Origin of the sequence: Sinorhizobium prairiense (assembly GCF_029201645.2) — a bacterium.
Lineage (GTDB): Bacteria > Pseudomonadota > Alphaproteobacteria > Rhizobiales > Rhizobiaceae > Sinorhizobium > Sinorhizobium meliloti_A.
Genome location: NZ_CP104131.1, coordinates 1,917,865 through 1,939,333 on the forward strand (window position 1 = coordinate 1,917,865; position 21,469 = coordinate 1,939,333).

Below are 21,469 nucleotides of genomic sequence, written 5' to 3' on the forward strand. Positions count from 1 at the left end.
AAATTGACCCCATCCACTGACGCCGCCCGGCACCGGCGCGGCCTTGCCATCACCGGCCTCGGCGGCCTTGCGCTCTCCTTCGACATTCCGCTGATCCGGTCGGCAGATGGCGAGGTCTGGTCGATCCTTGCCGTGCGCAGCCTCTCGACCTTCCTCGCCGCGCTCGCCACATGGGTGGTGATCAACCGCCTGCTCGGCCGCCGTGTCGCCCTGATCCCGGGAAAGGCCGGCCTGATCGCCGGTCTCTTCTACGGCATCAACTCCTTCACTTTCCTGCTCGCCGTATTCAATACATCGACCGCGAACGTTGTTTTCATACTGGCGTTCACTTCGATGTTCGCGGCGATCCTATCGTGGATATTCCTCGGGGAGCGCCCCTCCAACGCCACCTTCCTGACGATGGCGGTCATGCTCGTCGGCGTCGGTGTGATCGTCAGCGACGGACTCGAAAGCGGGCATCTCTTCGGTGATGCGATGGCGGCATCCTCGGCCTTCCTGCTCGCAAGCGCGATCACCATCAGCCGCGCCAGCGGCCGCGACATGTCGCTCGTGCCGCTGACGACGGCGGTCTTCCCGGCGATCGCCGGCTTCATGCTTTTGCCGTCCGGCGGCCTCACGATCGCCGAACCCGCCTACATCCTCTTCAACGGACTGGTGATGATCCCGCTTGCCTTCTTCTGTCTGGCGACGGGGCCGCGCTACCTTTCCGCGCCGGAAGTCGGCATGTTCTACCTGCTGGAGACCATTCTGGCGCCGATCTGGGTACGGGTCGTCTTTGCGGAGACGCCGACGAACCGAACGCTCCTCGGCGGCACGATCCTCATTCTCGCTTTGCTCGGCCATTCGTTTTGGCAGATGCGGATCAAGGCGGCCAGGGCGCGCATCGCCTGCGTGGAAATTGCGGGATAGGATAGCGCCTCATCCGCCTGCCGGAGGAGGCGCGCTTGCACCGAGCATGCGAAGCGACGACTTTACGTCGCTGTTCGGCTCCTATCGCTGTTCGGGCGACCCTTCATCCCTGGCGGATTCCTGCATCTGCGACTGCATCGCCCAGAGCTCGCGATTGGTGTCGATCCACTCCGCGGCAATCTCGAGCGGCGCAGGATCGGCCTTGACGAGTTCTTTCCCGCCATTCCACCGCCGGGCAACCAACCCGGCTGTCTCCAGAACGGCAAGATGCCCCGAAAGGACGTCCTCCCCGATGCCGATGGCTGCAGCGATACTCGCCGCAGGCGTCTCGCCGGCAAACAGGACTTCGAATATGCGGCGGCGCATCGGATCGGCCAGCGCCAGCAATGTATCGTCAAGAGCCGAGGTCATCGCGTTCATCTCGCCGCCGCAGGTTGCTCGAATCGGAGCCGATCAAGGGGACATGCAGGAGATCAAGGAATTGCAGCGATATTCGGGATAGCGAGGACACCGGCCCGGGGCTATCCACCAACATTGATCCACGAACGCTCCGCCCTTGCAAGCCCGGTGTTATCGATCTAGCCGCTGAATTTGCCGCTCCGTGGGAAGCCCTTCGGGACGACCCTCCCGGCGCCGGCGCGATCACCCATCCACTCGATCAATTCGTCCCTGGTCTTGGTGAAGACACGGCCGGCGCTGTCTTCCCAGCTAAGCCCTTCGGCGATTGCGAAAGAACGGATATCGGAAACGCCGCCATCCTTGTAGCGCTGGAGACGCACGCCCTTGCCGCGTGCCATCTCGGGAACCTGGACCAGCGGGAAGACGAGCATCTTGCGGTTCTCGCCGACGACGGCGAGATGATCACCCTTGACCGGAACGACGAGCTTGGCCTCGTCGGGCATGGTGACGTTCATCACCTGCTTGCCCTTGCGCGTGTTGGCCACGATATCGCTCTCGGTGACGACGAAGCCATTGCCGGCCGTGGAAGAGACGATGAGCTTGCGTGCCGGATCGTGCACGAAGGCCGTCAGCACGTCCTGGTCGTTCTCCATATCGACCATGATGCGCAAGGGTTCTCCGTGGCCCCGCCCGCCGGGCAGCTTGTCGCCGCCAAGCGTGTAGGCCTTCCCGCCCGTCGTGAAGATGAGGATCTTGTCCGTCGTCTGCGCGGGAAACGAAACCTTCAGGCCATCGCCATCCTTGAACTGGAGCGAAGACGTATCGGCGATGTGCCCCTTCAAGGCCCGGATCCAGCCTTTCTCCGAGATGACGACGGTGATCGGCTCCTTTTCGATCATCGCCTGCTGAATGGCTTCGACATCCGCGTCAGGCGCGTCGGCGAAGGTGCTGCGGCGCTTGCCGAGTTCGGTCGCCTTGGCGAATTTCTTCTTGACCTCGCCGATCTCCCAGGCGACCGCCTGCCACTGCTTGTCACCAGAGGCGAGCAACGCCTCGATTTCCGCCTTCTCTTTCGACAGCGCGTCGAACTCGGTGCGGATCTCGAATTCTTCGAGCTTGCGCAACGAGCGCAGCCGCATGTTGAGGATCGCTTCGGCCTGGACATCGGTGAGCCCGAAGCGCTCGATCATCACGGCCTTCGGCTCATCCTCCTCGCGGATGATGCGGATGACCTCGTCGATGTTGAGATAAGCGATGAGATAGCCGCCGAGAATCTCGAGCCGGCGATCGATTGCGGCGAGCCGGTGGCGCGAGCGCCGCTGCAGGACCTCCCGGCGGTGCGCCAGCCATTCGCTGAGCACCTCGTTGAGCGCCATGACGCGCGGTACGCGGCCCATCGACAGCACATTCATGTTCAGCGGAATGCGGCTCTCGAGTTCGGTAAGTTTGAAGAGCGATTCCATCAGGATATTGGCATCGACCGAGCGGCTCTTCGGCACCAGTACGACGCGGACGTCCTCTGCCGATTCGTCTCTGATGTCCTCGAGAAGCGGCAGTTTGCGTGCGATGAGCAGTTCGGCGATCTTTTCGATCAGGCGGGACTTCTGGACCTGATAGGGAATTTCGGTGACGACGATCTGGAAGCCGCCGCGCCCAAGATCCTCTACCGCCCAGCGTGCCCGGACCCGAAAACCGCCGCGGCCGGTCCGATAGGACTCGGCCATGCTGGCGCGGCTCTCGACGATCACGCCCCCGGTCGGGAAATCCGGCCCTTCGATGCCGCCGCGCTGCGGATTGGCCGGATCGAACAGCAGATCCTCCACCGTCGCATCCGGATGCTTGATGAGATGGAGCGCCGCGTCGCAGAGCTCATGCGCATTGTGCGGCGGGATGGAGGTCGCCATGCCGACGGCGATACCGGACGCGCCGTTGGCGAGCAGATTCGGGAAGGCACCGGGAAGCACGGTCGGCTCCTGGTCCTCCTCGTTGTAGGTCGGGCGGAAATCGACCGCGTCCTGGTCGATTCCCTCCAGAAGGAGGGCTGCGACCTCGGTCATTTTCGCTTCGGTGTAACGGTAGGCGGCAGCGTTATCGCCGTCGATATTGCCGAAGTTGCCCTGGCCGTCGACGACCGGATAGCGCTGGGAGAAGTCCTGCGCGAGGCGCACCAGCGCATCGTAGACCGACTGGTCGCCATGCGGGTGGAACTTACCGATGACGTCGCCGACGATGCGGGCGCATTTCTTGAACGAGGAATTGGGCCGCAGGCCCATCTCGCTCATGGCATGAATGATCCGGCGATGGACCGGCTTCAGGCCGTCGCGAACGTCCGGCAGCGCGCGGTGCATGATGGTCGACAGCGCATAGGCCAGATAACGCTCTTCCAGCGCCGCCTTCAGGTCAACCGGCTGAATGTTGTCGTCCCCGCCAGACGGCGGCAAAAGGCTTTGTCCCATATGTCCTTGCTACCTCAACAGGCGCGGGACGGCAAGAATTCCGGGCTATGCCACTGTGGAGAACGTCACCGGCGGGTGATCCCTGGCCCGCCCCCGCACGAGTTTGCACTTGGCGGCAGAACGGCGCTTGCGTATCGTCCCGGCATGATCGACGCAATCAGAACAATTTCACAAGGAACTCCAATGATACATACGCGCAAAGTCCGCCTGATGCTGGCCAGCGCCGCCCTCCTTACCCTCGCCGGACAGGCCATGGCCCTGGACGGCGCGGACATGATGCAAAAGCTCAATGCGGCGACGTTGCCCAACGGCACTTCGGTGACCTACGACAAGGCGGAGGCCGACGGCGACGTGGTGACGGTCACCGGCATGAAGCTGCAGGTGGTGGCAAAGCCCGGCACGTCCATCGACATAGGCGAGGTGACGTTCGAAGGCGTCGAGGAAAAGGACGGCGGCTACTATGCCGAAACCGTCTCCTTCCCGGATATCGCTGTCAGTGACAAGCATTCAAGCTTCTCGGTCAAGGACATCTCTATCGGCGGCCTGTCCATTCCGGGCAACGCGGCCGGTACCACGATCGATGACATCCTGCTTTACGAAACAGCCGGCACCGGCCCTATGACCGTAAACGTCAAAGGCAAGAACGTCTTCACCGCCGAAAGCACGGAAACCAATCTGACGCGGCAGGAAAACGATGCGGGCTTCGACTTCGACGCGACGCTTGCCGGAATCAAGGCGGATCTGTCGCAAATCGAGGATGCCAAGACCAAGGAAGCGGTCGAGAAGCTTGGGCTGACGACGCTCGATGGCGGAGTCACGATGAAGGGCAGTTGGGAATTGGAAACCGGCAACCTTGCCCTCGACGAATACGCGCTGGACTTCAAGAATGTCGGCCGGCTGAATATCGCCATGGACTTGTCCGGCTATACGCTGCAATTCATGAAGTCGTTGCAGGAGGCAGCCCAAGCGGCTGAGGCCAACCCGAACAAGAAGGAAGCCGATCAGGCGATGGCACTGGCGATGCTCGGCCTGATGCAGCAGCTTACCTTCAATAGCGCCTCGATCCGCTTCGACGATGCATCAATCACGAAAAAGGCGCTCGACTACGCCGGCAGCCAGCAGGGCGTCACCGGCGAACAGCTGGCGCAATCGCTGAAGGGGCTCGTGCCGATCATGATGGCGCAGCTCAATATCCCGGAGCTGCAGAACCAGGTCTCCAGCGCCGTCAGCGCCTTTCTCGACAATCCGAAGAGCCTGACGATCAGCGCTGAGCCGGAAAAGCCCGTGCCGTTCCCGATGATCATGGGGGCTGCAATGGGGGCTCCCAACACCGTCCCGTCCGTGCTCGGCGTCAAGGTGACGGCGAACGACTGATGGCGCTTATGGCGCGGCCACATGCTGACCCCCGGCGGCCTTGTCGCCGGGGTTTTTTTCATCCGCCCGATCGATGATATGATGCATGCTTGATGCTCGCACGCGATCGCCTATCTATTTTTTGCGTGCCGACAGTTTGCGCATTCCCGACCGACCAAGCGGAAGGAGGACGCCATGGGACTGAAGCATTCGGATATCACCGCCATCCTCGGCCCTGTCGACGAAACGCTGATGGCTGAACTTCTCGCGACGGGCGCGACCGCGAGTGAACTTGCCGAAGCAATAGCATGGGTCAACAACGACGAGGCGCTGATCGGCGAGGGCCGCCACCTTCCGGCCGGCCGCGTTGCGGCGCTGATCGATATCCTGACGCCCGCCGACGACGAGGAGTGAATGCAATCGGCAGCGGCGGGGAGCACGGCATGCCCTGCTCCCCGCCGACACGCGGCGCTCCAGGAGGAGCGTGCCGGCGGGACGCGAAAGAAGCACGAAGACATTCGGGAATTCCGTGTGGAGGGAGGCATAAATGGTTGCCAAGGAAGTCAAATTCACCAGCGATGCCCGCGATCGGATGCTGCGCGGGGTCGACATCATGGCCAACGCGGTGCGCGTGACTCTGGGACCGAAGGGACGGAACGTCGTCATCGACAGGTCCTTCGGTGCACCGCGGATCACCAAGGACGGGGTTTCGGTCGCCAAGGAAATCGAGCTCGAGGACAAGTTCGAGAACATGGGCGCGCAGATGCTGCGCGAAGTGGCGTCGCGCACCAGCGACATCGCCGGTGACGGCACCACCACAGCCACCGTACTCGCTCAGGCTATCGTCAGGGAGGGCGCCAAGGCCGTCGCATCGGGAATGAACCCGATGGATCTGAAGCGCGGCATCGATCTTGCCGTCGAGGCGATCGTCAAGGAACTCAGGAACAATGCCCGCAAGGTCTCCAAAAATGCCGAAATCGCCCAGGTGGCGACGATTTCGGCCAACGGCGATGCCGAGATCGGCCGTTACCTGGCCGAAGCGATGGAAAAGGTCGGCAATGAGGGCGTGATCACCGTCGAGGAGGCCAAGACCGCCGAGATCGAACTCGAAGTCGTCGAGGGAATGGAATTCGATCGGGGATATCTGTCCCCCTATTTCATCACCAATCAGGAAAAGATGAGGGTGGAGCTGGAAGACGCCTATATCCTGCTTCACGAGAAGAAGCTCTCCAACCTGCAGGCGATGATCCCGATCCTCGAATCCGTCGTCCAATCCGGCAAGCCGCTCCTGATCATTGCCGAAGATGTCGAGGGAGAGGCGCTCGCCACCCTGGTCGTCAACAAGCTTCGCGGCGGCCTGAAGATCGCTGCGGTCAAGGCCCCGGGCTTCGGCGACCGTCGCAAGTCCATGCTGGAAGATATCGCGATCCTGACCGGCGGCACCGTGATTTCCGAGGAACTCGGGATCAAGCTCGAAAACGCCACGATGGATACCCTCGGCCGTGCGAAACGCATCATGGTGGAGAAGGAGACGACGACAATCGTCGACGGCGCCGGATCGAAGGAGGACATCGGCGGCCGCGTCGCACAGATCAAGGCGCAGATCGAGGACACGACTTCGGACTATGATCGGGAGAAGCTGCAGGAGCGGCTTGCCAAGCTCGCGGGCGGCGTCGCCGTCATCCGCGTCGGCGGCTCGACCGAAGTGGAGGTCAAGGAGAAGAAGGACCGGGTCGACGATGCGCTGCATGCAACGCGCGCGGCGGTCGAGGAAGGCATTCTGCCCGGGGGCGGCGTGGCGCTGTTGCGGGTCGTGAGCGTGCTCAACGGTCTTGCGACCGCCAATGACGACCAGCGCGTGGGCATCGAGATCGTCCGCCGCGCGATCGAGGCACCCGTGCGTCAGATCGCCGAGAACGCCGGCGCCGAGGGATCGATTATCGTCGGGAAGCTGCGCGAGAAACAGGATTTCGCCTTTGGCTGGAACGCACAGACCGGAGAATTCGGCGATCTCTTCCAAATGGGCGTGATCGATCCGGCGAAGGTCGTGCGCGCCGCGCTTCAGGACGCTGCCTCCATCGCCGGTCTCCTCGTGACGACGGAAGCGATGATCGCCGAGAAACCGCAGAAGGACGGGCAGCCGCAGATGCCGCCTGGCGGCGGAATGGACTTCTGAGAAGCGTCCGCGGGCGGCGCAGGCGGGGAGCGCCAGCAACGTATGCCGGAGGCGGAGCGCCCCGCGAGACGCCTTCGCCTACTTGCGAGGCCGACGAGGGGCGAAGTTCCGTTCGATGCGCGCGTTCACGCCGGTTCTGTATCGATGCCCGCCTCGGCCAGATCCTTGAAGCCGCCGATGTTGTAGACGGCCGAGTATCCCATGTCCTGCAGGGTCTTGCCCGCAAGAGCGGAACGGCCGCCGGAGGCACAATGCAGAAGGATGGTCTTGTCCTTCTGAAAGACCGGATTGTGGTACTGGCTTTCCGGGTCTGCCCGAAACTCCAGCATCCCCCGCGAGACGTTTACCGCCCCCTTGATCCTGCCGGTTTGCTGGACTTCTGTCGGATCACGGACGTCCACGATCAACACATCATCGGCGCGCATCTTCTCGGCCGCCTCGGCGGGAGACAATTTCGGGACTGCACCGTTTGCTTCCGCGAGCAGATCCTTGACGGTCTTGATCATTGTTCCCCTCCAACCGATGGTTTGCACGGAAAGGAAACGCCTCGAAACATCCGCTGTCAAGGCGAGCGTCACGGAGCGCGTCCCGGGACTCTCTCCTCGCGCGCTTCGAAACAGGAACCGGACCAAAGAAAAACCCGGCGAGATCATCGCCGGGTTCGTTCGGTCTCGAAGAAGATCAATCCTTCTTCTGCGGGATCGGTCGGATCGAGAGTTCCCTGAGTTGCGCAGGCGTCGCCTGAGAAGGCGCGCCCATCAGCAGATCCTGGGCCTGCTGGTTCATGGGGAACAGCGAAATCTCGCGCAGGTTCTTGGCGCCGACGAGCAGCATGACGATGCGGTCGATGCCGAAGGCCATGCCGCCATGCGGCGGGGCACCGTACTGGAACGCACGGTAGAGACCGCCGAACCGCTCTTCGACGTCGGCCTGGCTCAGGCCCACATTTTCGAAAGCCTTGACCATCAGTTCCGGCGACTGGTTACGGATCGAGCCCGAGGCGATCTCGAAGCCGTTGCAGACCATGTCGTATTGGAACGCCTTGATCGACAGGAGATCGTCGCTCGAAAGCGCGGTCAGACCGCCCTGCGGCATCGAGAAGGGGTTGTGGGCGAAGTCGACACGCTTTTCCTCCTCGTTCCATTCATAGAACGGGAAGTCCACGATCCAGCACAGCTCGTAGCGATCGCGGTCGACGAGGTTCAGTTCCTCGCCGGCCCTGGTGCGAGCCTCGCCGGCGAATTTGTAGAACTTCGCCGGCTCGCCAGCCACGAAGAAGCAGGCGTCGCCATCTTCGAGGCCGAGCTGCGTGCGGATCGCGTCGGTTCGTTCCTCGCCGATATTCTTGGCCAGCGGACCGGCGCCTTCGAGCTTCTCGCCCTCCTTGCGCCAGAAGATGTAGCCGAGACCCGGCTGACCCTGGCTCTGGGCCCAGGCGTTCATACGATCGCAGAATGCGCGGGAGCCGCCGGTCTTGGCGGGAATGGCCCAGATCTCCACCTTCGGATTGGAGGCGATCATGTTGGCGAAGACCTTGAAGCCGGATCCGGCGAAATGCTGCGTGACTTCCTGCATCTCGATGGGGTTGCGCAGATCCGGCTTGTCGGAACCGTATTTGCGGATCGCCGTGTCGTAGGGAATGCGCGGGAACTTGTCGGTCACCGGCTTGCCGCCGGCAAAGTCCGAGAAGATCGCCCGGATCATCGGCTCCATGGCGTCCCAGACGTCTTCCTGCTCGACGAAGCTCATTTCGAGGTCGAGCTGGTAGAACTCCCCGGGCAGCCGGTCGGCGCGCGGATCCTCGTCGCGGAAACAGGGCGCGATCTGAAAGTAACGGTCGAAGCCGGCGACCATCAGAAGCTGCTTGTACTGCTGCGGCGCCTGCGGCAGCGCATAGAAGTTGCCGGGGTGGATGCGGCTCGGCACCAGGAAGTCACGCGCACCTTCCGGCGAAGAGGCCGTCAGGATCGGCGTCGTATATTCGGTGAAGCCGATGTCGCCCATCCGCCGGCGCATGGCGGCGATGATCTCGGTGCGCCTGACGATGTTCTTGTGCAGCGTCTCGCGGCGGAGATCCAGGAAGCGGTATTTCAGGCGCACGTCTTCCGGATAGTCCGGCTCGCCGAACACCGGCAGCGGCAGTTCCTTGGCGGCCGAGAGAACCTCGATCTCGCGGGCATAGAGTTCGACCTCGCCGGTGGGCATGTTCTTGTTGACCGTATCGTCGGTGCGCGCCTTGACGGCACCGTCGACGCGAATGACCCATTCGCCGCGCACGGTCTCGGCGGTCTTGAAGGCCGGCGAATCCGGATCGGCGACGACCTGGGTCATGCCATAATGGTCGCGCAGGTCGATGAAGAGCACACCGCCGTGATCGCGGACGCGGTGAACCCAGCCGGAAAGGCGAACGGTGGAGCCGACATCCGACTTGCGGAGGGCGGCACAGGTGTGGCTGCGGTAACGGTGCATCGTATAGTCCCGGAATTGCTTAAAGGCCGCGCAGCTCGCAGAACGGCGCAGGGCGGCAGGTCAAAGTCGGGCGGAAAAGCGCATGATGCGCCGGTTTTGTCAAGGCCGCGGCGCGCCGGCGGCAGGAGCGCCGGCCTGGTCGTACAAGTTGCCCGCGTCGACCACGGCCGCGAGGGGTACCGCGCAAATTTGGACACGGGTGGTCACAAATTGCTACTGTTCCCGCGCGTCAGCCACGGTTAAACAGGGGCAAGGGTCGCGTATCGCGCGAGTTCGCGGCCGCAATCGGATCCCTTCTGTTCCATGTCCCAGATTCGCCCGCTCATCCCGCTGCTCGTCACCGCAGGCATTCTGATCGGCGGCAACGGGTTGCAGGGCACGTTCATCTCCTTGAGAGCGCTCGAAGAAGGCTTCTCGACCTCGCTGATCGGCGTAATCGGCGCCGGCTACAATGTCGGCTTTGCAATCGGCTGCGTCTACGTCACGCGCATTCTGAGGGCGATCGGCCATATCCGCACCTTTTCGGCGATGGCAGCCATCGCCTCCGCCGCTGCGATCGCCATGGTGCTGGTCATCGATCCGTGGTTCTGGTTCCTGATGCGGCTCGTCGCCGGCATCTGCTTCGCGAGCCTCTTCGCTACGGTCGAGAGCTGGTTGAATGCCAGCGTCACCAACGGCAACCGCGCGCGCACCCTTTCGATCTATCGCCTCGTCGATCTCGGCTCGGTGACGGCTGCACAATATGCAATTCCCGGCATCGGAATCGGCGGCTTCGAGCTTTTCGCCATCATCTCGATGGCGCTGACGCTTTCGCTCGTGCCGATCTCCTTTGCCGACCGGTCGAGCCCGGTTGCACCGGAAGCGATACGCTTCGACGTGAAGGCGCTCTGGAACATCTCGCCGCTGGCCACCATCGGCTGCATCGTCGTCGGCCTCACCAATGCCGCGTTCCGCTCGCTCGGCCCTATCTATGCGCAGGAGATCGGCCTTTCGGTGACGGCGATCGCGACCTTCATGAGCGCCGGCATCATCGGCGGCGTCGTGCTTCAATATCCGCTGGGGTATTACTCCGACCGGATCGACCGCAGGCTGATCATCCTGATCGCCACCTTCGGCTCCCTTCTCGCGGGGCTCTTCCTCGCCTTCGTCGCCGGGAACGACGAGTGGTTGAACTTCGCCGGCATCTTCGCCTTCGGCGCATTCGCGATGCCGCTCTTCTCGCTCTGCTCCGCGCATGCCAACGACCATGCGGCCGAAGGCCAGCATGCGCTGGTTTCCGCCGGGATGCTCTTCTTCTGGTCGCTCGGAGCCATCATCGGGCCGCTCCTCGCATCCTTCCTGCTCGAGATCTTCGAACCGCCGGTGCTCTTCATGTATACGGCAGCAATCCTGGCGCTCTTCATGGCCTATACGATCCGGCGCATGACTGCGCGCAAACCCGTTCCAGCCGAGGAAAGGTCGATGCCGTTTCGCAGCCTTCTGCGCACATCGTCCTTCTTCAACAAGCTTGCGGGCGGCCAGACGCGGAAAGAGCCTTGATCCAACAGGGTGGCAACGAGGCGTGGGCTGCCGAATTGCTGAAACTGAAAATCAGGTTTAATAACGGGCCGGACCATTTTTCGGGGGCCTATCGGCTTTGCCCCTTCTTCCGGAACAGACAAGCAAGATACAGATGCTCGATCGCCGAATGTTTCTCCAGGGTTCAGCCGCACTTGGCGGCGCCTTCGCGCTCGGCGCCGGTCTTGCCGCGCGGGCGGGCGCAGCGCCCGATCCGCAGATCCTGACGGCGCGGTTCACCGAGGCACAGATAGCGGCCGGCGGCATCACCCCCCGGGTCATGACCTATGATCCCCGGGTCACGGCGCATGATCCCCGGGGTATCGCGCATGATCCCCGAGTTATCCTGCATGATCCCGGCAACCCGGCAAGCGCCGCCATGCCGCCCGTCTTGAGGATGCGCAAGGGCGAACCCTTCGCAGCGAGACTGGTCAACCGTCTCGACGAACCGACGACCGTTCATTGGCATGGCCTGAGGATCGCCAATGCGATGGACGGAGTGCCGGAAATGACGCAGCCCTATGTCTATCCCGGCGACGGGTTCGACTATCTCTTCACACCGCCGGACGCCGGCACCTTCTGGTACCACCCGCACTGCAACACGCTGATGCAGATGGGGAGCGGCCTGACCGGCGTGATCGTCGTCGAGAACCCGGAGGACCCGACCTTCGATTCCGAGATCGTTCTCAACCTCAGGGACTGGCGGCTCGGCGCCGGCGGCGCGTTCATCGCCCCTTTCAAACCGCGGGATGCAGCGCGCGGCGGGACCTATGGAACGGTGAGAACCGCAAACTGGCAGCGCGAGCCGGTCTACGACGCTCCCGCCGGCGGGCTCGTCCGCGTGAGGATCGCCGCAACCGACGTCACGCGCATCTACACGATCGGGCTCGAAGGCGCTGAGGCCCGGGTGATCGCGCTCGACGGCAACCCGATCGAAATCCCCTTCGCGCTCGACCGGCTCGACCTCGGCCCCGGCCAGCGCGTCGACCTTGCGCTTCGCATGCCGCAAAGCGAGGGCCAACGGGCAAGACTTGGCAATTTTCGCGGCTCCAGTCCCTGGACGATCGCAGCCTTCCGGGCAGTCGGCACTTCGCTGAAGCGGGACCTCCGGGATATCGCACCCCTGCCCGCAAACCCCATTGCCGAAGCCGACATTTCCACGGCCAGGCGCATTCCGATCGAACTCACTGCAACGGCCGAGCACGAGCCGGCCGCCTCGATCTGCGGCTCGCTCGGTTATACTTTCTGGGCGATCAACAAGGTACCTTGGCCCGGTGACACGCCCGATCCGGTCGCCCCGATCGATGAACTCAAATTCGGGAAAAGCTATGTGCTGGAGATCGCCAACCGCACACCGCATGCCCATCCGATCCATCTGCATGGGCTGAGCTTCCGCGTTCTCGCCTCGAACAAGCGGAGCCTGTTGCCGCCGCCGACCGACACGATCCTGCTCTTGCCGGACGAACAGGCGCAGCTCGCACTGGTCGCGGACAATCCCGGCGACTGGGTGTTCCATTGCCATATCATCGAACATCAAAAGACCGGGATGTCGGCTTATTTCCGGGTCGCCTGACAATTTCCATTGTGACAGGTGCCGTGAAACGGTACACGGGGAAACTCAAAGCCGCATTTTTGCCACAGTGATTAAAGCCCGATGATTCAAACGACAGCAGATCTTGAGGCCGCCTGCCAAGAGCTGGCCCGTTCAAGCTATATTACGATCGATACGGAGTTCCTGCGCGAAACCACGTTCTGGCCGGTGCTGTGCCTCATCCAGATGGCAAGCCCGGATATGGCAGTGATCGTCGATCCGATGGCGCCCGGAATCGACCTCGCCCCGTTCTTCGCGCTCATGAGCAACCCGGATGTCGTGAAGGTGTTCCACGCCGCCAGGCAGGACATCGAGATCATCCATCATCTCGGAAACCTCATTCCTCATCCGATCTTCGATACGCAGGTGGCCGCGATGGTTTGCGGCTTCGGTGACAGCGTTTCCTATGATCAACTCGTCAACCGCATCAAGAACGAGCAGATCGACAAGTCGTCTCGTTTCACCGATTGGAGCCGCAGACCGCTCACCGACAAGCAGCTCGACTATGCGCTGGCGGACGTGACGCATCTGAGGGATATCTACCAGTACCTCACCAAGGAACTGGATCGCGAGGGACGCTCCTCCTGGCTTGCGGAGGAAATGGCGATCCTCGAAAGCCGGGAAACCTACGACCTCCACCCCGACAATGCCTGGCAGCGGCTGAAGATGCGGGTGAAGAAGCCCATCGAGCTCGCCGTCCTGCAGAAGGTGGCGGCGTGGCGCGAACGCGAGGCGCGGGCTCGCAACGTACCGCGCGGGCGAATTATCAAGGATGATGCGATCTATGAGATCGCGCAGCAGCAGCCGAAGGATGCCGAGGCGCTCGGACGCCTCAGGACCATTCCCAAGGGCTGGGAGCGCTCGAGCGCGGGGACGGCCCTCATCGAAGCCGTCGGCGAAGCCTTGGCGATCCCGAGGGGCGAGCTGCCGCGCCTGCCGCGTCAGAACCACGCACCCGAGGGCGCTGCGGCAGCGAGCGAACTGCTCAAGGTGCTGCTGAAACTCATCTCCGAAAAGGAGGGAGTCGCGGCCAAGATCATTGCAAACAGCGACGATCTCGACAGGATCGCAGCAGAGGGCGAAGGCGCCGACGTCGCCGCCCTCAAAGGCTGGCGGCGTGAGCTCTTCGGCATGACGGCGCTGAAACTCATCAATGGCGAGGTGGCATTGCGCTTTGTCGACAAAAAGGTCGAGGCGGTGGAAATCGGCGGTTGAAGACCGCCGCTCGACGACAATTTTCCGCCCGAATCTGAGCTTAGCCGAGTCGTTTCGACGGCTGCTCGCCGCAAAACGGCGCCGATCAGCCGTTTCTACATGCCGAGCGGGACCGCCGGCCCCGCATGCTTCAACTGCATGTGTCCTTTGAGGACAAAACATGTAGCAAATCCACTTTCTCCAGCGACCTTTGCGTGCCTGATAACACGTGCGGCGCTGTATATTCTCGTTTTCGAGGCTGTCACATGCGCTGGAGATTTTCCACGCTCGAGATCATCCTGTTGCTGCTCGTCGTCGCCGGGAGCGGCATGGCCTATGCGTGGGTCGTCTACGGCGGCGGCGGTCTGATCGGCGCGACCTATGCGCTTTTCATGTGCATGCCGATTCTCGCCTTTGAACGGCACATCATCTTCCGGCGCCTTTACCGGAGGATCCACGGATCGCCGACGCCGGCGTTTCTTCTCTCGTCCCTCGCCGTCTACTTCATATTCGTCAACGTCGGATATGCAGCCGCCGGGCTGCTTTTGCACGTCGCCGGCGTCATGCGTGAAAGCAGGACGGACGCGATGCTGCCATCGCTCAATGTGCTGGTGTACGCACTTGCGACCTCCGGTCCGATCATATTCGTGCTCAGGGTGCGCGAATTGCTCGGCCGCGATATTTTCCTGAGCCTCCTGACTGGGCGATACCGCAAGCCGGTGCAGGAGGAACGCGTGTTTCTTTTCATCGATCTCGCCGGATCGACATCGCTTGCCGAGCGCTTCGGTGACCTGCGCATGCAGGAATATTTGGGAAAGCTGTTTGCAGCCATGGCTGATCCCGTGCTGCGCTATGGCGGATCCATCGACGACTATGTCGGCGACGCTGCCGTGATCACCTGGCCTTACGATCGCGCTGTCGCGGATGCAGCCTGCATCCGCTGCGTGTTCGACATTCTGGAGCAGATCGAAGCGGACGCCCGTCGCTGGCGAAAAGACTACGGCGAGGTGCCGCGCCTGCGTGCCGCTCTGCATGGCGGCACGATCGTTGCCGCGGAGATCGGCGTCGACAAACACAAGATCACCTATTTCGGCGACACCGTGAACACGACGGCACGCCTGGAGGGCCTGTGCCGAACGCTCGACCGTCAGGTCTTGATCTCAGCCGATCTGCTGCGGCGCTTGCGCCCGCCCGTCTTCGTGCGCGCCGAGGATCTCGGCAAGCATGAGGTCAAAGGTCGTGGCCAGAAGCTCGCGGTTCTGTCGCTCACGGCCGGTCCGCTCAGCGGCGACGGCGCCCTGGACCCAGACGGGAAGCCCGTTAGCAGTCCGTCCGTCGGGGCATTCACCTCGCTGTAAGACAAACTTCAAACAGCTGTCATCGAAGCCGCCTATCGGGTTCACCTGCACTCCAACCCGAGGTGAACTTATGACGAAACCCATCCTTGCCGCCATGGCGTTAACCCTTCTGGCGTCGAGCGCCGCGCTTGCCGAGGAAAAGGCCTTTCCTGCAACGCTCGAGGCGCACGCGATCCTTCCCGCAAACACCATTATCGCCGCGCCGGCGGATGCCGCGGAGTACCTCAAGACCTCGGGCAAGTTCTCGACTGCCGACCGCAAGCGCGCCGTCGAACTGGGCAGCGTCGCGGGCAAGGATGGCGTTCGCCCGACCGGTTTGTCGCTGCCCTTCAACGGCCAGCCGATGCAGGGCTTCTCCGGCATCAAGGCGATGGAGGACGGCACTTTCTGGAGCCTTTCGGACAACGGCTTCGGCAACAAGCTCAACTCGACCGACGCAATGCTGATGCTCCACCACCTCAAGATCGACTGGGACGCCGGCAAGGTCGAGGCGTTGAAGACCCTGTTCCTGTCCGACCCAGAGCGCAAGGCGCCCTTCCCCATCGTCATGGAAGGCTCGGCCACCCGCTACCTCACGGGCGGCGACTTCGACGTCGAATCGATCCAGCCGGTGGCCGACGGCTTCTGGGTCGGTGAGGAATTCGGCCCCTACATCCTGAAGTTCGACCTTGACGGCAAGCTCACCGATGTCATTGCGACCGTCGTCGACGGCAAGCCCGTACTCTCGCCGGACAATCCGGCACTGACGCTGCAGGGAGATCCTTCCAAGAAGGCACCGGACTTCAACCTGAAGCGCTCCGGCGGTTACGAAGGACTGGCACTCTCGAAGGACGGCGCGAAGCTCTACGGACTGCTCGAAGGCCCGATCTGGGCGGACAGCGAGTCGGTGGAAGAGGCGGAGGGCCGGCCGGCGCTGCGGATCGTCGAGCTTGACGCCGGCAGCAAGGCCTGGACCGGGCGCAGCTGGCTGTATCCACTCGCCGAAGGCGGCGAAGCGATCGGCGACTTCAACATGCTCGACGAGAAGACCGCGCTGGTGATCGAGCGCGACAACGGCGCCGGCACCGTCGACAAGGCCTGCGCGGATCCCAAGAACCCGCAGCCGGATTGCTTCGCCGTCGGATCGAAGCTGAAGCGTGTCTACAAGATCGCCATGAACGACGAAAACGTCGGCAAGGCCGTGCGCAAGATCGGCTATGTCGACCTGCTGAAAATCGCCGATCCGAACAACCGCAAGCGCCAGGGCGGCGGCCAAGGCTATTACGACATGCCCTTCGTCACCATCGAGAATGTCGATCGCGTGGACGAAACGCATATCATCGTCGGCAACGACAACAACCTGCCATTCTCCGCCGGGCGTTCGCTCGACAGGGCGGACGACAGTGAATTCGTGTTGCTCGAAGTCGGCGAATTCCTGAAGGCCGAATAAGTGCCGCAGTGCCGCGCATCCTCAGATGCGCGGCACCCTGCTGTGGCAGGAACGAGCCGGAAAGGGTTCAGCGCTCGAAGGAGAAGGCGAGCTTCTTGCCGGTAAGCTTACCGAGTTGCTGGAGCCGGCCGTCAAGGCGTTCGCCCTCGAAGTCGGCATAGGCTGCCGGGACGACGAATTCGAGATCGATGTCGGGCTTCGAAGATCGCCGGAGCGTGAGGTGGCGCGCCACACCCGGCATGGAGGCCGAAAAGAGATAGGCGACGCGCAACAATCCGCCCAGGAGCTTCGCCAGCTCGAGCAGGCGCGGCGTCGTGATGCCTGCGAGCGGGCTCGTGGCGCCGTCGTCGTTAAGCCCCTCGAAGCGGTAGTAATTCGCGAGCGCGATATAGGCCCGTCCCGCATGCGTGATGCCGGTGAACGCCGAGTGCGCAATGATGTTCAGCGCCTGCAGACCGCGATAGTCCGGATGCGCCCGCCAGCTGATATCCGCCAGCAGACAGGCGGCCTGGCGGTAGCGCCTCTCCTCTTCCGTTTCTTCGATGCCGAAGAACGACACGAGGCGGCCGGTCCATTCGGCGAGCTCTCGCGCATGCTCGGGCGAACGGGCCCGAAGGATGGCGAGTTCGTTGGCAGCCGTCAGCAGCGGGTCCTGCTGGCGTTCCTCACTGGAAAGCAGCGAAAAGAGATACCCTTCGCGGACGCCGAGCGCGGAAAACGAGATGCGCTCGGGCTTCATGATGGAGATTGCCTCGTGCATCGTCACCGCACCGAAGGGCAACAGGCTCCGGCGGCTCTTGGAAATCGTCGCATAGGCGGAGGGCTTGATATTCTTCGGCTCCATCACTTCGGCAAGGATCGCCAGCGCCTCGTCATAGGAGATCTCGTAACCCTGCATCATGTGCAGCGGGTAGTTGTGCATCTCCATGTGCAGCTTGGCGATGGCTCGCCAGGTTCCGCCCACGGCGTAGAACGTGCGTCCGGTCCCCTTCTTCAGGACCTCGGCGTCTTTCATGACTTTGCGTACCCAGGTCCGCGCCTTGCTGAGCGAGCCGCTCGAATGCTCGAAGAGGCGGATGCCGCCCAGAGGCAGCGTTATGCCCTTGCCGATCCGCTTGCCGTCTACATCGACAAGCTCAAGCGAGCCGCCGCCGAGATCGCCGACGACGCCATCCGGCTCATAGTAGCTGCTGACGATGCCCATCGCCGAGTAATGGGCCTCCTCCTCCCCGCTCAGGATCTTCACCCTTTGCCCGAGGATGGCTTCCGCCCTTTCGATGAAGGCCGCTCCGTTGGTGGCCTCCCGCGCCGCAGCGGTCGCGATCACATACATCTCGGTCGCGCGCGCCTGGTCGGAGAGTGCACGAAAGCGGTGCAGCGCCCTCAGCGCCCTCGCCACGCTTTCCTCCTCCATGCGGCCGGTCGCATCTATGCCCTTGCCGAGGCCGCACATCACCTTCTCGTTGAAAAGCATTGCCGGCGAACGGCTCAGCCCTTCATAGACGACGAGACGAATGGAGTTGGAGCCGATATCCACAACGGAGACCGGGCGGATGCCGGGCAGACGTCCCTGCGCTTCAGATTCGACCATGCAATTCCAGTTTACTTGTGCCAGCCGCTCTTCCAGCCGGCGATCAGCTTCGGTGCACTGGATTTCAGAGCCTCACCCCGGCCCGAAAGGCTCGGATTGGTCATGAAATAATGCTGAGCGTTGAACGGCTCGGCGTCCTTGCCGACTTCCATGCGGCGCGAGGTGCCGTCCGGAAGAATCTCGTAGCTCTGCTGGTTGTCGATGAGATTGCCCAGCATGATCTGCGAAAGAACCTGTTCGTGCACAGTGCGGTTGATGAGAGGAACGAGCGTCTCCACCCGCCTATCCAGATTGCGCGGCATCATATCCGCCGAGCCGATATAGACAAGCGCATTCTCCGATGGAAGTCCATGTCCGTTGCCGAAGCAGAAAATTCTTGAATGCTCCAGGAAGCGACCGACGATGGACTTGACGCGGATGTTGTCGGAGAGCCCGGGCACCTGCGGCCTGAGGCAGCAGATGCCGCGCACGACGAGATCGATCTCGACGCCTGCGCAGCTTGCCTTGTAGAGCGCATCGATGATTTCCGGGTCCACCAGGGAGTTCATCTTCATCCAGATCGACGCCGGCCGCCCGGCTTGCGCGTGGACGATCTCCTCCTCGATGTGCTTGAGGATGCGCGGACGCAGCGTATGCGGTGACACTGCGAGTTTCATGCCCCCTTCAGGCTCGCCGTAGCCGGTGATGAAGTTGAAGATGTTCGCCATGTCGTGAGCGATCACCGGGTTGCAGGTGAAGAACGACAGGTCGGTATAGATTTTCGCCGTGACCGGGTGGTAGTTTCCGGTGCCGAGATGGCAATAGGTCCTGAGCTTGCCCTCCTCACGGCGCACGACCATCGACATCTTGGCGTGGGTCTTCAACTCGATGAAGCCGAAAACCACCTGGACGCCGGCGCGCTCGAGGTCGCGCGCCCAGCGGATATTCGCCTCCTCGTCGAACCGCGCCTTGAGCTCGACAAGCGCCGTCACCGACTTGCCGGCCTCGGCGGCATCGATCAGCGCGCGCACGATCGGGCTGTCGTTCGAGGTTCGGTAAAGCGTCTGTTTGATCGCGAGCACGTCCGGATCGCGCGCAGCCTGCAGCAGGAACTGCACGACGACATCGAAGGATTCGTAGGGGTGGTGGACCACCATGTCCTTTTCACGGATGGCGGCAAGACAGTCGCCCGCATGTTCGCGCACACGCTCCGGGAAGCGCGGATTGTAGGGCTCGAATCGCAGGTCCTCGCGCGGCGCCTTGGTGATCTCCGAAAGCGTGTTCAGCGCCAGCAGGCCCGGCAGTACCGCGACGCGATTTTCCGGGACGCCGAGCTCCTGCACGACGAACTGGCGCAGCGAAGCCGGCATCTCCGAATCGGTCTCGATGCGGATCACCGAGCCGCGACGGCGGCGCTTGAGGGCGGTCTCGAAAAGACGCACGAGATCTTCGGCTTCCTCCTCGACTTCGATATCGCTGTCTCGAATGATGCGGAACGTGCCCGACCCTTTCACCTCGTAGCCCGGGAAAAGCCGGTCGATGAACTGGCTGACGACATCTTCGAGGGTGATGTAGCGGATGACGTTCTTGACATCCGGCAGGCGAATGAAGCGATCGAGCGCCACCGGCAGGCGCAGCAGTGCCGTCATCGGATCGCGCCCGGTCTTGCTGACGAGCTGCAGGCCGATGGAGAAGCCGAGATTCGGAATGAACGGGAACGGGTGCGCCGGATCGATCGAGAGCGGCGTCAACACGGGGAAGATCGCCTGGTCGAATTCGTTCGCGAGCCAGCTGCGATCCTGCGCGGAAAGCGAAGCCGGACGGACGATGAGGATATCTTCCTTGGCGAGATATTGCTGCAGGACGGCAAGCGATGCCTGCTGCTCCATCTGCAGATTGTCGACTTCCGTCAGAATGCTCTCGAGCGTTTCCGCCGGCGTCAGGCCGTCCGGGCTACGCAGCGAAAGCCCGGAACGGACCTGGCCCTCCAGACCCGCGACGCGAACCATGAAGAATTCATCGAGATTGGCGGCGGAGATCGACAGAAAACGGACGCGCTCCAGAAGGGGGTGCGCCGTGTTCAGCGTCTCCTCAAGGACCCGGCGGTTGAACTGAAGCCAGGAGAACTCGCGGTTGACGAAGCGCTCGGGGCTCTTGAGAAGGTCCAGCGCTTCGGCCGGCGCCTCACGCTTCTGCTCAGCAGATGCCTCGTGTTCCGTGATTGCAGACGTTGCGCTGTCCATGCCTGTAAAGCCCCATTACTCCGAACGACGAGCTACCCCAGTTTGACGACGGAACTGTGACAGTCAATCGGAGAGGCTTGTATTTGCAAGCTCTTCCAAAACTTCCGCGGCGAGCGCACGGGTCGGCCGCGTTCCACGCGCCAGCGCCAGATGGTCTATCCGCTCGACGATGGTCTGCGCCGCCTCCAGCGAGCGTTCCATGCGCGCGACGACGTAGCCGACCAGGCGCTCGTCCACGAGGAGCTGGCGGTCGGCAAAAAGCTTGGTGAGCACCTGCCCGAGCAATTCGTCGTCGGGCTCGCCGATTTCGACCACGGTGGCAGCCTTGAGGCGCGACTTGAGGTCGGGAAGCCGCACCGGCCATGACATCGGCCATAGCCGAGACGTCATCAAAAGCGCCGTACCGTTCTGTCGCACGCTGTTGATGACATGGAAGAGAGCCGTATCGTCGAAGCCCTGGCGGTCGGCATCCTCGAACAGGACCGGCTTTTCCGCGGCGATATCGGCAGCGTTCGAGCCGGCGAAGGGATGTATCGGCTCCGCCCTCGCCTTTTCGCGCCAGATGCCCGCAAGATGCGATTTGCCGGAACCGACCGGCCCGCAAATGATGACCACCGGCGACGGCCAGACGGGCCAGTGATCGACGATGGAAATGGCCGCGCTCAACCGGTCCGAGACGAGCAGGTCGTCGCGACCGTTTGCGGGCGCATGGCCGAAGACCAAAGGCAATTGTTCGGACAGATGTCTCTTCATGCATTACCCGTG

At 62.6% G+C, this 21,469-nt stretch carries 16 protein-coding genes; 9 read left to right on the plus strand and 7 right to left on the minus strand.

The genetic code is table 11. The features are described 5' to 3' along the window. Positions 1–3 precede the first annotated feature (3 nt). Complete coding sequence (locus N0Q91_RS11950) at positions 4–909, plus strand: DMT family transporter (RefSeq protein WP_275596485.1); 906 nt, start codon at positions 4–6, stop codon at positions 907–909. An 81-nt stretch (positions 910–990) separates the two neighbouring features. On the opposite strand, the gene N0Q91_RS11955 is transcribed toward N0Q91_RS11950, so the two are convergent. Both N0Q91_RS11955 and parC read right to left on the minus strand, forming a co-directional pair. After that, positions 991–1,329: an ArsR/SmtB family transcription factor gene (locus N0Q91_RS11955; protein WP_275596486.1), complete on the minus strand. Its 339-nt coding sequence runs from the start codon at positions 1,327–1,329 to the stop codon at positions 991–993. A 158-nt stretch (positions 1,330–1,487) separates the two neighbouring features. After that, positions 1,488–3,764, minus strand: a complete 2,277-nt coding sequence (parC, locus tag N0Q91_RS11960; protein WP_100672149.1) for a DNA topoisomerase IV subunit A — start codon at positions 3,762–3,764, stop codon at positions 1,488–1,490. Positions 3,765–3,947: 183 nt separating this feature from the next. Between parC and N0Q91_RS11965 the strand changes: the two genes are divergently transcribed. The 3 genes from N0Q91_RS11965 to groL all read left to right on the plus strand — a co-directional run bounded on the left by N0Q91_RS11965 (position 3,948) and on the right by groL (position 7,293). Continuing rightward, positions 3,948–5,138, plus strand: a complete 1,191-nt coding sequence (locus tag N0Q91_RS11965) for an aq_1923 C-terminal domain (protein ID WP_275596487.1) — start codon at positions 3,948–3,950, stop codon at positions 5,136–5,138. Positions 5,139–5,312: 174 nt separating this feature from the next. Continuing rightward, positions 5,313–5,531: a hypothetical protein gene (locus N0Q91_RS11970; RefSeq protein ID WP_100672147.1), complete on the plus strand. Its 219-nt coding sequence runs from the start codon at positions 5,313–5,315 to the stop codon at positions 5,529–5,531. Positions 5,532–5,664: 133 nt separating this feature from the next. Next, entirely contained in the window at positions 5,665–7,293 is a 1,629-nt protein-coding gene (groL, locus tag N0Q91_RS11975) for a chaperonin GroEL (RefSeq protein ID WP_275596488.1), read from the plus strand. A 125-nt stretch (positions 7,294–7,418) separates the two neighbouring features. Here groL and N0Q91_RS11980 read toward each other — a convergent pair whose 3' ends face one another. Further along, positions 7,419–7,799, minus strand: coding sequence for a rhodanese-like domain-containing protein (locus tag N0Q91_RS11980; protein ID WP_275596489.1), 381 nt, complete (start codon positions 7,797–7,799; stop codon positions 7,419–7,421). Between the two features lie 175 nt (positions 7,800–7,974). Continuing rightward, positions 7,975–9,762 carry an aspartate--tRNA ligase gene (aspS, locus tag N0Q91_RS11985; protein ID WP_018094709.1) on the minus strand — a complete coding sequence of 596 codons (1,788 nt, stop codon included), beginning with the start codon at positions 9,760–9,762 and terminating at the stop codon, positions 7,975–7,977. Positions 9,763–10,065: 303 nt separating this feature from the next. Between aspS and N0Q91_RS11990 the strand changes: the two genes are divergently transcribed. The 5 genes from N0Q91_RS11990 (at position 10,066) to N0Q91_RS12010 (ending at position 16,891) form a co-directional block, all read left to right on the plus strand. Then, a complete protein-coding gene (locus tag N0Q91_RS11990; protein ID WP_100672143.1) occupies positions 10,066–11,301 on the plus strand; it encodes an MFS transporter in 1,236 nt (411 codons plus the stop codon). A 133-nt stretch (positions 11,302–11,434) separates the two neighbouring features. Continuing rightward, the gene (locus N0Q91_RS11995; protein ID WP_275596490.1) at positions 11,435–12,892 is read left to right on the plus strand and encodes a multicopper oxidase family protein; all 1,458 of its coding nucleotides are present in this window, start codon (positions 11,435–11,437) and stop codon (positions 12,890–12,892) included. Between the two features lie 81 nt (positions 12,893–12,973). After that, on the plus strand, positions 12,974–14,125 hold the full coding sequence (rnd, locus tag N0Q91_RS12000) for a ribonuclease D (protein WP_275596491.1): 1,152 nt from the start codon (positions 12,974–12,976) through the stop codon (positions 14,123–14,125). A gap of 245 nt (positions 14,126–14,370) precedes the next feature. Further along, entirely contained in the window at positions 14,371–15,462 is a 1,092-nt protein-coding gene (gene cya2, locus N0Q91_RS12005) for an adenylate cyclase Cya2 (protein ID WP_275596492.1), read from the plus strand. Positions 15,463–15,532: 70 nt separating this feature from the next. Further along, positions 15,533–16,891 (plus strand): esterase-like activity of phytase family protein, encoded by a 1,359-nt coding sequence (locus tag N0Q91_RS12010; RefSeq protein ID WP_275596493.1) that lies wholly within the window; start codon positions 15,533–15,535, stop codon positions 16,889–16,891. Between the two features lie 67 nt (positions 16,892–16,958). On the opposite strand, the gene ppx is transcribed toward N0Q91_RS12010, so the two are convergent. From ppx to hdaA, 3 genes are all read right to left on the minus strand, one after another. Continuing rightward, positions 16,959–18,482 carry an exopolyphosphatase gene (gene ppx, locus N0Q91_RS12015; RefSeq protein WP_100672139.1) on the minus strand — a complete coding sequence of 508 codons (1,524 nt, stop codon included), beginning with the start codon at positions 18,480–18,482 and terminating at the stop codon, positions 16,959–16,961. 11 nt (positions 18,483–18,493) lie between these two features. Next, positions 18,494–20,704, minus strand: coding sequence for an RNA degradosome polyphosphate kinase (locus N0Q91_RS12020; protein ID WP_018094702.1), 2,211 nt, complete (start codon positions 20,702–20,704; stop codon positions 18,494–18,496). Between the two features lie 63 nt (positions 20,705–20,767). Then, positions 20,768–21,457, minus strand: coding sequence for a DnaA regulatory inactivator HdaA (gene hdaA / locus N0Q91_RS12025; RefSeq protein WP_275596494.1), 690 nt, complete (start codon positions 21,455–21,457; stop codon positions 20,768–20,770). Between the last annotated feature and the right edge of the window lie 12 nt (positions 21,458–21,469).

Coding starts and splice junctions, on each gene's coding strand:
- N0Q91_RS11995 (WP_275596490.1), top strand. CDS start 11,435: ATGCTCGATCGCCGAATGTTTCTCCAGGGTTCAGCCGCACTTGGCGGC.
- N0Q91_RS11980 (WP_275596489.1), bottom strand. CDS start 7,799: ATGATCAAGACCGTCAAGGATCTGCTCGCGGAAGCAAACGGTGCAGTC.
- N0Q91_RS12010 (WP_275596493.1), top strand. CDS start 15,533: ATGACGAAACCCATCCTTGCCGCCATGGCGTTAACCCTTCTGGCGTCG.
- aspS (WP_018094709.1), bottom strand. CDS start 9,762: ATGCACCGTTACCGCAGCCACACCTGTGCCGCCCTCCGCAAGTCGGAT.
- hdaA (WP_275596494.1), bottom strand. CDS start 21,457: ATGAAGAGACATCTGTCCGAACAATTGCCTTTGGTCTTCGGCCATGCG.
- N0Q91_RS11965 (WP_275596487.1), top strand. CDS start 3,948: ATGATACATACGCGCAAAGTCCGCCTGATGCTGGCCAGCGCCGCCCTC.
- N0Q91_RS11990 (WP_100672143.1), top strand. CDS start 10,066: ATGTCCCAGATTCGCCCGCTCATCCCGCTGCTCGTCACCGCAGGCATT.
- rnd (WP_275596491.1), top strand. CDS start 12,974: ATGATTCAAACGACAGCAGATCTTGAGGCCGCCTGCCAAGAGCTGGCC.
- N0Q91_RS12020 (WP_018094702.1), bottom strand. CDS start 20,704: ATGGACAGCGCAACGTCTGCAATCACGGAACACGAGGCATCTGCTGAG.
- parC (WP_100672149.1), bottom strand. CDS start 3,764: ATGGGACAAAGCCTTTTGCCGCCGTCTGGCGGGGACGACAACATTCAG.
- N0Q91_RS11955 (WP_275596486.1), bottom strand. CDS start 1,329: ATGAACGCGATGACCTCGGCTCTTGACGATACATTGCTGGCGCTGGCC.
- ppx (WP_100672139.1), bottom strand. CDS start 18,482: ATGGTCGAATCTGAAGCGCAGGGACGTCTGCCCGGCATCCGCCCGGTC.
- cya2 (WP_275596492.1), top strand. CDS start 14,371: ATGCGCTGGAGATTTTCCACGCTCGAGATCATCCTGTTGCTGCTCGTC.
- N0Q91_RS11970 (WP_100672147.1), top strand. CDS start 5,313: ATGGGACTGAAGCATTCGGATATCACCGCCATCCTCGGCCCTGTCGAC.
- groL (WP_275596488.1), top strand. CDS start 5,665: ATGGTTGCCAAGGAAGTCAAATTCACCAGCGATGCCCGCGATCGGATG.